Annotated in this window: 15 protein-coding genes and 5 tRNA genes; 13 read left to right on the forward strand and 7 right to left on the reverse strand. The window is 36.1% G+C overall.

Annotated elements, in window-relative coordinates; translation table 11 throughout:
* Positions 1–59: 59 nt before the first annotated feature.
* Positions 60–362: a hypothetical protein gene (locus ACE1OF_RS17100; protein ID WP_448895931.1), complete on the forward strand. Its 303-nt coding sequence runs from the start codon at positions 60–62 to the stop codon at positions 360–362.
* Between the two features lie 94 nt (positions 363–456).
* On the opposite strand, the gene kdsA is transcribed toward ACE1OF_RS17100, so the two are convergent.
* The 7 genes from kdsA to hemA form a co-directional block, all read right to left on the reverse strand.
* On the reverse strand, positions 457–1,299 hold the full coding sequence (gene kdsA / locus ACE1OF_RS17105; RefSeq protein WP_448895933.1) for a 3-deoxy-8-phosphooctulonate synthase: 843 nt from the start codon (positions 1,297–1,299) through the stop codon (positions 457–459).
* Positions 1,300–1,340: 41 nt separating this feature from the next.
* The gene (locus tag ACE1OF_RS17110) at positions 1,341–2,597 is read right to left on the reverse strand and encodes a DUF819 family protein (RefSeq protein WP_448895934.1); all 1,257 of its coding nucleotides are present in this window, start codon (positions 2,595–2,597) and stop codon (positions 1,341–1,343) included.
* 72 nt (positions 2,598–2,669) lie between these two features.
* Positions 2,670–3,491, reverse strand: coding sequence for a SirB1 family protein (locus ACE1OF_RS17115; protein WP_448895935.1), 822 nt, complete (start codon positions 3,489–3,491; stop codon positions 2,670–2,672).
* A 95-nt stretch (positions 3,492–3,586) separates the two neighbouring features.
* Positions 3,587–3,955: a SirB2 family protein gene (locus ACE1OF_RS17120; RefSeq protein WP_448895936.1), complete on the reverse strand. Its 369-nt coding sequence runs from the start codon at positions 3,953–3,955 to the stop codon at positions 3,587–3,589.
* 34 nt (positions 3,956–3,989) lie between these two features.
* The gene (prmC, locus tag ACE1OF_RS17125; protein ID WP_448895937.1) at positions 3,990–4,868 is read right to left on the reverse strand and encodes a peptide chain release factor N(5)-glutamine methyltransferase; all 879 of its coding nucleotides are present in this window, start codon (positions 4,866–4,868) and stop codon (positions 3,990–3,992) included.
* 34 nt (positions 4,869–4,902) lie between these two features.
* A complete protein-coding gene (prfA, locus tag ACE1OF_RS17130; RefSeq protein WP_448895938.1) occupies positions 4,903–5,991 on the reverse strand; it encodes a peptide chain release factor 1 in 1,089 nt (362 codons plus the stop codon).
* A gap of 182 nt (positions 5,992–6,173) precedes the next feature.
* Positions 6,174–7,442, reverse strand: a complete 1,269-nt coding sequence (gene hemA, locus ACE1OF_RS17135) for a glutamyl-tRNA reductase (protein WP_448895939.1) — start codon at positions 7,440–7,442, stop codon at positions 6,174–6,176.
* Between the two features lie 223 nt (positions 7,443–7,665).
* Here hemA and lolB point away from each other — a divergent pair, with 223 nt between their 5' ends.
* The 12 genes from lolB (at position 7,666) to ACE1OF_RS17195 (ending at position 14,223) form a co-directional block, all read left to right on the forward strand.
* Complete coding sequence (gene lolB / locus ACE1OF_RS17140) at positions 7,666–8,322, forward strand: lipoprotein insertase outer membrane protein LolB (protein ID WP_448895941.1); 657 nt, start codon at positions 7,666–7,668, stop codon at positions 8,320–8,322.
* Positions 8,323–8,366: 44 nt separating this feature from the next.
* Positions 8,367–9,281, forward strand: coding sequence for a 4-(cytidine 5'-diphospho)-2-C-methyl-D-erythritol kinase (gene ispE, locus ACE1OF_RS17145; RefSeq protein WP_448895942.1), 915 nt, complete (start codon positions 8,367–8,369; stop codon positions 9,279–9,281).
* 93 nt (positions 9,282–9,374) lie between these two features.
* Positions 9,375–10,322: a ribose-phosphate pyrophosphokinase gene (locus ACE1OF_RS17150; protein WP_448895949.1), complete on the forward strand. Its 948-nt coding sequence runs from the start codon at positions 9,375–9,377 to the stop codon at positions 10,320–10,322.
* A gap of 273 nt (positions 10,323–10,595) precedes the next feature.
* Entirely contained in the window at positions 10,596–11,219 is a 624-nt protein-coding gene (locus ACE1OF_RS17155; RefSeq protein ID WP_448895943.1) for a 50S ribosomal protein L25/general stress protein Ctc, read from the forward strand.
* Between the two features lie 47 nt (positions 11,220–11,266).
* Complete coding sequence (gene pth / locus ACE1OF_RS17160; RefSeq protein ID WP_448895944.1) at positions 11,267–11,851, forward strand: aminoacyl-tRNA hydrolase; 585 nt, start codon at positions 11,267–11,269, stop codon at positions 11,849–11,851.
* 35 nt (positions 11,852–11,886) lie between these two features.
* A complete protein-coding gene (gene ychF / locus ACE1OF_RS17165; protein WP_448895946.1) occupies positions 11,887–12,978 on the forward strand; it encodes a redox-regulated ATPase YchF in 1,092 nt (363 codons plus the stop codon).
* Positions 12,979–13,087: 109 nt separating this feature from the next.
* Positions 13,088–13,429 (forward strand): DUF3718 domain-containing protein, encoded by a 342-nt coding sequence (locus ACE1OF_RS17170; RefSeq protein WP_448895948.1) that lies wholly within the window; start codon positions 13,088–13,090, stop codon positions 13,427–13,429.
* Between the two features lie 211 nt (positions 13,430–13,640).
* Positions 13,641–13,717: transfer RNA gene (locus tag ACE1OF_RS17175), tRNA-Met, on the forward strand.
* A gap of 38 nt (positions 13,718–13,755) precedes the next feature.
* Positions 13,756–13,840 (forward strand) — tRNA-Leu (locus tag ACE1OF_RS17180).
* Between the two features lie 44 nt (positions 13,841–13,884).
* Positions 13,885–13,959: transfer RNA gene (locus tag ACE1OF_RS17185), tRNA-Gln, on the forward strand.
* Positions 13,960–14,012: 53 nt separating this feature from the next.
* Positions 14,013–14,087: transfer RNA gene (locus tag ACE1OF_RS17190), tRNA-Gln, on the forward strand.
* Positions 14,088–14,138: 51 nt separating this feature from the next.
* Positions 14,139–14,223, forward strand: a tRNA-Leu gene (locus ACE1OF_RS17195).
* Positions 14,224–14,348: the final 125 nt, after the last annotated feature.

A 14,348-nucleotide genomic window follows, 5' to 3' on the forward strand; every position in this document is an offset into this window, starting at 1 on the left:
CTATCGTCTAAATAACGGCGTAAACAAAAATTATTATTAGGTCAAACAGGAATAATCTTATGAAAAACATTACTATATACTTATACAAATTAGTGATTTTAGCAACATCTCTCGTTATGGTTTACTTTGCAACTGGTATAGCTTCAATTGCTCAATCAACAGAATTACTAAAAGCAGAGCCAATTAAACATGAGAATTTTATTAACCTAGCACAAAATGACATAGCATTAACGTTTTCTAGCATAAACATTGCTCATAACTCAGCACAAAATAATGCTAAAAGCATGATAGCTATGCAACATAAAGCAACAGATAAAGATCAAAAAATCACATTAAACAAAGCTATGCTTGTTAGTGAATAACCCATTTCAATAAATGCTCGCACATTTAAATCAGTAAGGGGCGCAATACTTAGGTATTACGCCCCTTGACTTTTAAAGCTTCCCCCCTTTTTTACTATTCTGTTATTAAAGGCTCAAACCCTTTAACTAAATCATCAATAGCTTTCATTTGAATTAAATATGGTTCAAGTTTATCAAGCGGAAGTGCACAAGGACCATCACACTTAGCAACTGTTGGATCAGGGTGCGCCTCAATGAACAAGCCAGCAATACCAATAGCCATACCACTGCGAGTCAATTGTGCTGCTTGTGCTCTTCTTCCATCTGCGCTATCACTGCGACCTCCAGGTTTTTGCAGCGAATGTGTCGCATCAAAAATGACAGGTGCGTAGTGACGCATTTCATCCATAGCTAGCATGTCTACTACTAAATTGTTGTAACCATAACAACTTCCTCGTTCACACAAAATAATATTTTCATTACCAGCTTCAGCAAATTTATTAATAATATGCTTCATTTCATGAGCAGCCAAAAACTGTGGCTTTTTAACATTAATCACTGCCCCCGTTTTAGCCATTGCAACTACTAAGTCTGTTTGTCTGGCAAGGAATGCAGGTAATTGAATAACATCAACCACTTCACTTACAGCTTGTGCTTGATAAGGTTCATGAACATCGGTAATTACAGGTACATTAAAAGTTGACTTAATTTCTTCAAATATTTTTAGCCCTTCATCAAGCCCTGGTCCTCGGTAAGAATGCACTGACGATCGGTTGGCTTTATCAAACGATGCTTTAAATACATAGGGAATATTTAATTTTTGTGTTACTTGTACATAATGTTCGGCAATTTTCATCGCCAAGTCTCGTGACTCAAGCACATTCATACCACCAAAAAGTACAAACGGCTTATCATTGGCAACTTCAATACCATTCACTAACACTGATTTTATTGTCATAATCTTTCCTATTTCATGTTCCTAAAACAAATTCACAAATGCTAGCTACCAATAATTCGTAACAACTGTCCACATATCCATGCCATATAGGTACCCAATGCATAACCTAATACCGCTAACAACACACCAACAGGTGCTAATGAAGGATGGAACGCTGAAGCAATAACAGGTGCCGATGCTGCACCGCCAATATTTGCTTTACTACCAACCGCCAAGTAAAAAATAGGTGCTTTGATTATTCGACCTACGATGAACAGTAATACAACGTGAATAACCATCCATATTAATCCAATAAGTACATATTTAGGTGCTTCAACTATTTGTGTAATATCCATATGCAAACCAATCGTTGCGACTAGAATATATAGAAAACTGCTACCTATTTTAGATGCACCAACCGATTCGAGTTGTCTAACTTTAGTAAAAGAGAGTATTAACCCGATGGTTGTCACTAAAACGATAATCCAAAATAATTTACTGTGTAGACTGAATTTTTCTAATGCTGGGTAATTAATTTTGAAAAATGGCACTAAATAATCAGCAGCTAAATGAGCCATACCAGCAGCACCGAAACCAATTGCAATAATGAACATAAAATCTTTCAATTCTGGCCGTCTTGCATGGTCTCGCTCAAATGCTTCAACTTTATTAATAAGCTTATCAATACCAGAAGTATCGGCGCCACTTTTAGCATCAATGCGTTTATGGTTTGCAGCAAAATAAAGCAAACAAGCCATCCATAAGTTAGCTATAACAATATCAACCGTGACCATAATAGTAAAAATTTTGCCATCGGCACCGTAAATCTCCTTCATGGCTAGCATATTAGCACCACCGCCAATCCAGCTACCAGCAAGTGCAGCCATACCACGCCATACTGCATCAGGGCCTGTAACACCTAATAAATCAGGCCAAATTACAGATACAATTAACAGTGCGATAGGACCACCAATAACAACACCAATCGTACCCGTAAGAAACATAATAATAGCTTTATTACCCAGAGCAGCAATAGCTTTAAGATCAATGCTTAAAGTTAATAACACCAAGCAAGCGGGCAGTAAATAATATTTTGCTACCTCATCAACTTGGCTTACTTTTGCACTTACAATACCAAAGGTATTTAATAATGATGGTAGCAAATAACACATCAGTAGTGCTGGTACATATTGATAAAACTTTTTCCAAACAGGGTGTTGGCTGTTTGAACTATAAAACACAAAGCCTAATAATAATGAAAGTATACCTAATACGGCAGCATCATTCGTGATTAATGGCATAGCCAATGGTGCAGACATCTATTTTCCTATTATTTTTATTTATTATTCCTGAACTTCATTTTTACACTTTTACGTATATTAATGATGATACTAATGGAAGGTGGGATCATTTAACGTTATGTTATCTAGTTGAATTTTTAACAACTTTGCTGCTGGATCTTTTGGGCATTTTTCAACAAAATAACGATAATCATCTACCGCTACTTTAAAGCAATCTAACTGATGAAGCAAAAAACCACGATCACGACGTTGCATAGGATCGTCAGGATTTAATGACAATAATACATCAACACACAATAATGCTTGTTCAAATGCTTGTTCTCGAATTAACGTGCTTTTTAATAAGCTTAAATATTCAACAAAAATAGCTTGCCTATTCATGCTAGTAAAATCATGTAAGCTAGGATCGCCTTCTAACTCTTCAAGACGCTGATCAAGCTCGTACCAATCTAGTGACTCTCCTGTTACGGCATCAAAAATAATCGCATATTGATCATCACAACAAAGGCGTACCATGACATTGTTAGGTACAAACACCAAATCGGAATTAAAGCCACAAGCATTTATTATTTCACACACTATCACAGCTTTCACTATGGGTGACATTAAGCGTTGATTTAAGCTTAAAGCTACTTTAAATGCACTGATTGGCCAATGTATTTTATGGTTATCAATAAATAAATGCTGGTAATACAATTCATTCATCAATACTTCAGCTTGTTCTAGTGGTGATTCAATATCAGCTATTACAGCTTGGCACTGAGCAATAATTAATGCTAAACCATCAAATGATAATTCATTATTGTCGACATCACCTGAAGAGACACTAAAAACGGCCTCTTCAAGTAGCACAAGTGTTTGTAATAAATCTTTTTCTTGGGATTGAAGTTCAGATAGCAACAATGTATTCATAAATTTTAAATTAATGGTCCATATTTATAGTAAATTAAATTCAATAAGTTATGTTTAATTAAATAAAACTTTTTCTATTTAACTATTTTAGATATTTATACGAAAAAAAGTGGTTCGCGTGTCATGGCTAATCGAACAATTAACATTATCCACCCCATAGCCCCTAAGTAACCAATAATTTGCATTGTCTTATTTCTGGCAAGTTTTAACGTATAATAGCCTGTAAAAATATATGCAAAAATGGCTATTATTTTTTCACCCAACCATAATTGTTCCATGGGGTTAATGGCATATTGTACTGCCATTAATACCCCTATAGCTAACAAAAATGTATCAACAATATGTGGGGTGATTTTTACCCATTTTGCTTGTAATTTAGCTGAATGCATTAACGTCCAAATAAATCGCAAAGTAAACAAGCTTATACTCAGTACAGCTAACGTCATATGTAGGTGCTTAAACACTATTGACTCCAGTTTTTATCATTAAATTTAATTTTCAAGAAAAAATTGCCCAAGTAATTCGATCATGGCCATTTAAATCTTGCTCTGTTTTAGGATGTTTAAATCCTGTACTTATTAATATGTTGCGAACTGCATCACCTTGTTCAAAACCATGCTCAAAAAACAATTGACCTTGCGAAGTTAAAAAGCGGCTCGATAATTTAGCAATTTGTTTTATGTCTGCTAGGCCCCCATCATTCGCAATCAATGCTGATGCTGGTTCAAATTGAACATCACCCTGTTGTAAATGTTTATCTTCACTATCAATATAAGGTGGATTTGATACGATTAAATCATATTTTTTATTTATATCTACTTGAGAAAACCAATCACTTTGAAAAATATTAACTTGTTCTAACTTACATTTCCTAGCATTACTTAGCGCAAGCTTTACCGCATCAATATTAAAATCAACTGCATCAATATGCCAAGTAGGGTTTTCACTTGCCAATGCTAAAGCAATAGCACCAGTGCCAGTACCTAAGTCAAGACAATTGATATTTTTACGGCTACTATATTGTTCCAACACTAATTCAACTAAAGTTTCGGTATCTGGTCGGGGAATAAGTGTAGCTTTAGATACTGCCAATGGCAGTGACCAAAACTCTTTCATACCAACGATATAGGCAATTGGTTCACCTTGAATACGCCGTACAAGCAATTGTAAAAAATTATGCAACTGTTCATCACCAAGCAACTTTTCAGGCCAAGTGAGCAAGTAACTACGTTCTTCCTCAAGCACAAAACATAATAAAATTTCAACATCAAGTTTAGCGCTATCTGACGTTGCTTGTAATAAGTGTTGACCTTGAATAAGTAAATTAGCGATTGAATTATCACCGATTAATCGAAGCCTATGTTCTTGTGAAGACAAGGTACTACTCTCTATTTATTTATGCGCCCAAAGATTAATGTTGTTCAGCCAATTCAGCCAATAAATCTGTTTGGTTCTCTTGCATAATTGGCTCCATAATCAGTTGTAAATTACCTTCCATTATTTCATTTAAACGATACAGTGTTAAATTGATACGATGATCACTCATGCGACCCTGTGGAAAGTTATAAGTACGAATGCGCTCAGAACGGTCACCACTTGCCACTAAATTACGACGAGAAGATTCTTCTTCGCTACGACGTTTTTCATCTTCTGCTTGTTGCAATCTGGCTTGCAGTACAGACATAGCTTGAGCACGGTTTTTATGTTGTGAACGCTGGTCTTGACACTCAACCACAACACCCGATGGGATATGCGTAATACGAATAGCAGAATCAGTTTTGTTAACGTGTTGACCACCCGCACCCGATGCACGAAATGTATCAACTTTTAAATCAGCTTTATTGATTTCAATCGCCTGTGATTCTGGAATTTCAGGCATAACAACCACAGTACATGCAGAGGTATGTACACGACCTTGAGATTCAGTTTCAGGTACACGTTGTACTCGATGTCCACCAGATTCAAATTTCATTTGTCCGTATACGCCTTCACCATTGATTTTTATAATCAACTCTTTATAACCGCCCTGTTCACTTTCATTGGAATTCATTACTTCCACTTTCCAACCTTGCTTTTCTGCATAACGGCTGTACATTCTAAATAAATCACCAGCAAAAATAGCGGCTTCGTCACCACCAGCACCAGCACGAATTTCAACAAAACAGTTATTGTCGTCATTAGGATCACGTGGCAATAATAAAATTTGTAGTTCATCAGACAAATCAGCAACTGCTTTTTTAGCCTCTTTGAACTCTTCTTGCGCCATTTCTCTCATATCAGGATCATCATCCTTAAGCATTAATTCTGCCGTAGCAAAATCATCTTCAGCGCTTTGATAATTATGGAACACTGTAGTCACTTCATCTAAGCGTTTGAATTCTTGAGATAATGCGCGAAATTTGTCTTGGTCACTAATAGTGTCAGGATCAGATAATAAGGCTTGAACTTCTTCAAAGCGTTCAGCTAAAGCTTCAAGTTTTTGATAAACGGACGATTTCATTAAAATATCTTTTTAAAAGGAGTAATTAAACTAGGGAAATTAAATTAACGTTATTCTAGCACAGCCATTATTTTTCTACAGCTGCTAGTTTATAGTCAATAGTATTTGATTTTATTGCAGGTTTAAATAGCTTTTAATATGAGTTATATGTATAGATAACTCATATTAACTGTTTAAATAAGCTAATCTGGATCGTCAATATTAAAAATATCACGAAGATAAATTAATTTATCTAGTTCACCGCCTTGAGCAGCTGACTGCAAAGCGCTTGTTGGAGCATGCATAAACTTGTTAGTTAACTTAGTAGCTAACTCTCCTACAACAGCTTCTGGATTTTTACCGTTTTTCAACTGTATTAAGGCTTTTTCTAGTAATTGATCTCGTTCATTCAGAGACTGTTTTCTAAAATTAATAACCGTATCTTGTGTATTTAAACCTCGCAGCCATGACATAAAGCTACCAGATTGTTTGTTAACAATACTTTCTGCTTCAACCGCTGCTTTTCGGCGATTTTCAAGGTTTTGCGCGATAATACTTTGCAAATCATCAACGGTATATAAGAACACATCATCTAAATCGCCCACTTGTTCTTCAATATCTCGTGGTACAGCTAAATCAACCATAAAAATAGGTTGATGACGTCGTTTAGTTAATGCTTTCTCTACCATACCCTTACCAATAATAGGCAAAGTAGACCCTGTAGAGCTAATAACAATATCAGCTTGACTCATATGTTCGGGAATTTGTGCGAGTGTAATCACTTCTGCACCAATTTGTTTCGCCATTTTTGTCGCACGCTCAATGGTGCGATTAGCCACTGTGATTTTACCAACATTGTTTTCATACAAATGTTTAGCGACTAGTTCAATGGTTTCTCCTGCGCCCACAAGCAGAACCTTGGTTTTATTAAGACTGGCAAAAATATGTTTCGCTAAGTTCACACTAGCAAAAGCAACAGAAACCGCACTAGCTCCAATTTCTGTTTCTGTACGTACTTGTTTAGCAACACCAAAAGTACGTTGAAAAAGCCTGTCCATCACCAAAGCCATTGAACCAGCTGCTTTGGCTTGACTATATGCTTGTTTCATTTGCCCTAAAATTTGGGGTTCACCCAATACTAACGAATCAAGACCACACGCTACCCGCATCATATGATTAACCGCTTGTTGATCTTGGTGCCAATAAAGGCTGGGTAAAATGATAGAAGCAGGTACATTGTGATAACTCTCTAACCACTGCACCAAACGCTCTTGGGTTATTTTAACATCACCCTCTTGAACAATATAAAGCTCAGTTCTATTACAAGTAGATAAAATAGCAACTTCACGGCATTGTACTGCCGATAACATTTCTTTTAAGGCAACCGAAAGCCTATCGGGGTTAAAAGAAATTTTTTCTCTTACCGCGACAGGAGCAGTTTTGTGATTAATTCCAACAGCAACTATGGACAATGTAATAAACCTATTGATATTTTACTTATTAACAGTGTAACTATACTGCAAACACCGTTTTTAAAATATGATCTGTGACAAAAATCACGGTAATGAATATATATTTTACAAAATAATTCACCAAATTTAAAGACATAACCAATGAGTAAAAATAAGTTCAACAGTTGAATTGGCTAAATTGCTGTGTTCCAATACTAGCCTCATCTCAGTGGCGCTAGAACAAATGAAAACATCAAACTCATCATTATACGCTTTATTACTTCCTTTAGTGCTCTCCATTAGCATCATATTATCTGGCTGTGCTAACAAACCAAACTCAACACCCAATTCCCCCCTGCAACTTGTAACCTTTGAGCAAAGAACTGAACAATTGAAAAATCAACAGCAATGGCAACTACAAGGAAAAATAGCGTTTATCCAACAAATTGAATCAACAAATAAACGTGAAAGTGCCACTATTACTTGGCAAGTAAATGAAAATAAAGATACACAAGAATTAAATTTAACCAGTTATTTGGGCATGAATGTACTTCAGTTGATATCAAATAAAAAGCAACATTTGATTCAAGTAGATGGTAAAGAGTACCAAGGAACAAATTTGTCTGAATTAATTTATTCACTTACGGGGCTAATTTTACCAACGGAAGCTTTAGTTTTTTGGATAAAAGGCATACCGTTCAATCAGAGCGATGAACTAAAAATAGATGCCAAAACACAGTTACCCATAAGTATGTCTAGTGAGTATCACAATACAACTTGGAAAATTAACTACCATAACTACCGCCCCTTTAATGATATCAGCATGGCAACTCAATTAACGATAAAGAAAGAAGATCTGTTAATAAAAATTTCAATTAAAAACTGGTCCTTTACTGAGTAAACCTAATGATTAACGTTTTTTATTACCTGAATTAAAGTAACCATATGAACAAATACACTGGCAAAACATTTCAATTTCCGTCTCCCGCTAAACTTAACTTATTTTTACATGTCGTAGGAAAAAGAGAAGATGGTTATCATGAATTAGAAACATTATTTCAATTTTTAAATTACAGTGACAGTATAGAAATATCTGTGACTGAGGGCTCAGAAATCGCCTTATTGACTCCTATTGATGGCGTAAAAACTGAGAATAATTTAATTGTTAAAGCAGCACATTTACTTCAGGATAAAATACGATTAAAAAATACTAAACCTCTCGTCGTCATGGGGGCAAAAATACGTATTAATAAAATATTACCTATGGGTGGAGGATTAGGCGGTGGTTCATCAAATGCTGCCACAATTTTAGTTGCATTAAATTTACTTTGGCAAAGTAACTTTTCAACGGAACAATTAGCCAAATTTGGTTTAAGTTTAGGTGCAGATGTACCCATTTTTATCCATGGCTTTGCAGCATTTGCTCGTGGGGTTGGAGAACAACTCACCCCTGCAAAGCCGAAAGAATGCTGGTATTTAGTATGTAAACCTCAAATTAGCATTACGACTAGCAGTGTTTTTTCTTCACCCGATTTACCTAGAAATACGCCTCACCTACCAAACGATAATTTTAATAAATTTTACTGTGATGAAGACCTGTTCGACGACAATAAATATCATAACGACTGCCAAACTATGGTAATTAATCATTACGATGAGGTTGCCAACTTACTCGCTTGGTTGGTAGAATACGCACCGTCTAGAATGACAGGTACAGGTGCGTGTGTGTTTTCACGTTTTTCTAGTGAAAAAGAAGCCGTTGAATTACAAAAAAAACTTCCTAATGGGGTCCATTCTTTTGTTGCACAAGGGCAAAATAAATCACCGCTTATCTCTGTTGTAAAGGTTATAGAAAATTAGACAAAACGAATCAAATAATTGGCTAAGTTAAATACCTTATTGTATTAACGTTAGCTACTACTATTAATGTCAAAAGTTTCTGAGGAACTGACTGTGCCTGACATGAAGATTTTTGCGGGTAATGCCACCCCTGAACTGGCCAAACAAATCGCAAATCGTTTATATATAACGTTAGGCGATGCCAAAATCGGCAGCTTTAGCGATGGTGAAATAAGCTTTGAAATTAATGAAAATGTTCGCGGTAGCGATGTTTTTATTGTTCAATCAACTTGTGCACCAACCAACAATAACCTAATGGAACTGATCGTGATGATCGACGCATTTCGTCGCGCATCTGCTGGAAGAATTACAGCCGTAATTCCTTATTTTGGTTATGCCCGTCAAGACAGGCGTGTACGCAGTGCTCGTGTACCTATTACCGCGAAGGTGGTTGCTGACTTTTTATCAAGTGTTGGTGTTGACCGAGTGCTAACTGTTGATTTACACGCAGAGCAAATTCAAGGTTTTTTCGACGTTCCTGTTGATAATGCCTTTGGCACGCCTATTTTATTAGAAGACATGAAAAACCGTGACTTGGATAACCCTGTTGTGGTTTCTCCTGATATTGGTGGTGTTGTTCGTGCTCGTGCTGTAGCTAAATTATTGGACGATGCGGATCTTGCCATTATTGATAAACGTCGACCAAAAGCTAACGTAGCTCAAGTTATGCACATTATTGGTGATGTTAAAGGCCGTGATTGTATTATTGTTGATGATATGATCGACACGGGTGGTACATTAGCAAAAGCAGCAGAAGCACTAAAAGAACATGGTGCTAAACGTGTTATTGCTTATGCTACTCACCCTGTTTTATCTGGAAACGCTGTTGAAAACCTTAAAAATTCGGTTATTGATGAAGTAGTTGTAACAGATTCAATACCATTATCTAAGGAGATTCAAAAACTTAAAATGGTTCGCCAATTAACATTAAGTGGTATGTTAAGTGAAGCTATCCGTCGCGTTTGCAATGAAGAATCTATTTCAGCTATGTTTGATCACTAATTAGCTATATGACTCACTAATTTTTAGTGCATGATACCCTACTTTAAGCAGACAGTATTTTACTCTCTGCTTTTTTATAAGCATTAAACCTATTTTTTACAATTCAAATGATATTATCAATAGCTTTAACAAAGCGCTAGTGTTATTATGCCGCGCCTTTTTTATCAAACTCGTTTTCATTTTTTGATCACGTGATTCATAAAAAAGCAAACATCCTTGTTTTTGGTCGCAAAAAACAAGACTTAATTTTTATACAATATAAGAGTATATATCATGATTGATTTATTTACTTTGGATGCAGAAGTACGTACAGATTTAGGGAAAGGTGCGAGCCGCCGCCTACGTCACGCGAATAAAGTTCCTGCTATCCTTTACGGTGAAGGCAAAGAATCTATTTCTTTAACTTTAGAGCACAAAAATGTTCTTCGTGCTCAACAAGAAGAAGCATTCTATTCACACGTGTTAATATTAAAAATTGACGGAAAACCAGTTGAGTGTCTAATTAAAGACATGCAACGTCATCCGTTCAAAAATATTATTATGCATCTTGATTTCATTCGTATTGATGCAAAACATGCTATCTCAACTAACGCTCCTATTCACTTTATTAACGAAGAAAACGTTGTTAAACTTGGCGCATCTGTAGCTCACCATGTAACAGAAATTGCGATTTCTTGTTTACCAAAAGATTTACCTGAGTTTATTGAAGTTGATCTAGCTGATTTAGAAGTTGGCCAAACACTACATTTATCTGACGTTAAATTACCTAAAGGTGTAACATCTGATGAATTAGCGAAAGGCGAAGCTCACGATCAAGCTGTTGTTACTGCTAATGCTGCTAAAGGCAAAGGTGATGACGATGAAGCAGCAGCTACTGAAGAAGCGGCTACTGAATAGTCAATTTTTATTCAGTTAGCTATTTAACTTAAAGATGAATAGTTAATATGACTATTAAATTGATTGCGGGGCTAGGAAATCCTGGTCCCGAATATACAAAAACACGCCACAATGCAGGTGTTTGGTTTGTTGAAGAACTAGCACAGCGCAATAACATATCTCTTCGCCCTGAAAAAAAATACGCTGGACTTTATGGTAAAGGTGAAATTGGTGGTGAACTAGTTCACTTACTAATCCCTACTACATTCATGAACAGAAGCGGCCAAGCAGTTGCCCCTTTAGCAAATTTTTATCGCATTTCTGTAGATAACATTCTCATTGCTCATGACGAATTAGACATCCCCCCTGGTAGTATTAAAATAAAAAAAGGTGGCGGTCACGGTGGTCATAATGGCTTAAAAGATATTATTGCTCGCATGGCAAATAATAAAGAATTTTATCGTTTACGCATTGGTATTGGCCATCCAGGACATCGAGATAAAGTGACAGGGCATGTTTTAGGCAAAGCTCCAAGTAATGAACAAAAACTAATTGAAAGCGCTATTGATGAAGCAAGTCGATGTTTTGATATATGGCAAACTCAAGGCTTAGTAAAAGCGCAACAACGATTACACGCATATAAAGGTGTGTAACATAGAATTTAAACCAAAAGAAACAGGTAATAATTATGGGATTTAAATGTGGTATCGTTGGTTTACCCAACGTTGGAAAATCAACTTTATTTAACGCACTAACTAAAGCAGGTATTGAAGCTGCTAACTTCCCTTTTTGTACTATTGAACCCAATACTGGTGTTGTGCCTGTACCTGACCCTCGGCTTGATCAACTTAGTGCTATTGTAAAGCCAGAACGTGTACTTCCTACAACAATGGAATTTGTTGATATTGCTGGTTTAGTGGCTGGCGCATCAAAAGGAGAAGGTTTAGGAAATAAATTTCTTGCCAACATTAGAGAAACCGATGCAATTGGTCATGTAGTACGTTGTTTCGAAAATGATAATATTATACACGTTGCCAATAAAATTGATCCTGCCGATGATATAGATGTTATTAATACTGAATTAGCCTTAGCGGATATGGACACTGCAGAAAGAGCTATTCAGCGCCAAAGTAAACGTGCCAAAGGCGGCGATAAAGAGGCTAAATTTGAAGTTCCCGTTTTAGAAAAAATATTAAAACACGTGGAAGAAGGTAATATGGTTCGCTCTCTAGATTTAACTAAAGAAGAAAAGGCTGCTGTTACTTATTTAAACTTCTTAACGATTAAACCAACAATGTATATCGCTAATGTTAATGATGATGGCTTTGAAAATAACCCATACCTTGACATAGTTAATGCTATTGCTGAAAAAGAAGGTGCAGTGGTCGTTGCTGTATGTGCTGAAATTGAAGGTGAATTATCCGAAATGGATGATGAAGACAGAATTGAGTTTATGGCAGAAATGGGGCTAGAAGAGCCAGGATTAAACCGTGTTATTAATTCTGGTTATGGCTTATTACATCTACAAACTTATTTTACAGCAGGCGTTAAAGAAGTGCGCGCTTGGACAGTTAAACAAAACGCCACCGCTCCTCAAGCTGCCGGAGTAATTCATACTGACTTTGAAAAAGGCTTTATTCGAGCAGAGGTAATAGCATTTGAGCACTTTATTGAATTTAATGGTGAATCAGGTGCGAAAGAAGCAGGAAAATGGCGCTTAGAAGGAAAAGATTATTTAGTAAAAGATGGTGACGTTATTCATTTTCGTTTTAACGTTTAAAATAAATAATAAAGCTAATAAAAACATTTTACTGTTATTTGCCCATAATTATATAAATAACAATAAATATTCAACAATTACATATCTACACAATAAATTTAAGGTTTTTATGAAAAAAGTCTTTTTTACCGTATCTATACTGATACTTGGTGCAACAAATGCGCCATCAGTTCACGCTAATGATATATCACTGCGCCTATGTGAATATGTTCAAGCAAATGATAAAAACCGTTTGAGATCATTTTTGAAGCAGAACAAAATTAAAATTCGTAACTTTTACGATGATTTAGCATGTAATGGTGATAATTTGTTAGTTTTTGCAGCTAAATCTAACGCACTAGAAGTTGGTAAATTTATTATTGGTAATTTACCTGCCAAAAAAGTCCAAAATGAAATAGATGCCATTGCTAAACATTCAGTAGCATTAGCAGAAGAAGCAAAAAACAGATAAACTTATCTATCGCTACTTTAAGCAGCTCAGATTTATATAGAAATACATGTCGAGATTAATAATCTCCACATGCATTTTTTGTGTAGATAACGGACAAATTGCACATGCAATAGCCAAACAAACAAAAAGTCGTGTTTTTTGAAAAAAAACGGTTGACGTATGCCAAGCAGATTTGCATAATACGCGCCACTTGCTGAGAGGCAAGATGGAAGGCTACATAGCTCAGCTGGTTAGAGCACATCACTCATAATGATGGGGTCCCAGGTTCAAATCCCGGTGTAGCCACCATTTCATATAACTTAAGTTTTATGAATAATTGAAATAATGCGGGTTTGGCGGAATTGGTAGACGCGCTGGATTTAGGTTCCAGTATCGCAAGATGTGAGAGTTCAAGTCTCTTGACCCGTACCATTTCAAAGCAACATTAGTTGCAATTGTAAAAGTAAATACATTGCAGGGATATAGCCAAGCGGTAAGGCAGCGGGTTTTGATCCCGTCATTCAGAGGTTCAAATCCTCTTATCCCTGCCATTTTATTTAATATTCAATGAATGTAAATAAGATTCAATGTAATTACGCCCTGTAGGGATATAGCCAAGCGGTAAGGCAGCGGGTTTTGATCCCGTCATTCAGAGGTTCAAATCCTCTTATCCCTGCCATCTTAATTTAGAAATCCTAGAGCTCAATTCTCTTTAAAAATTGAATGCTATGCGGGTTTGGCGGAATTGGTAGACGCGCTGGATTTAGGTTCCAGTATCGCAAGATGTGAGAGTTCAAGTCTCTTGACCCGTACCATTCAAAGATTATCCCATAAATAAACATCCTCCCCTTTCCTAAAGAATTTAAACATTCAATAACCATTGGCGGAATTGGTAGACGCGCTGCTTATGTTAGAAATAGTAGGTTCCAGTATCGCAAGA

Source organism: Colwellia sp. E150_009 (assembly GCF_053543955.1).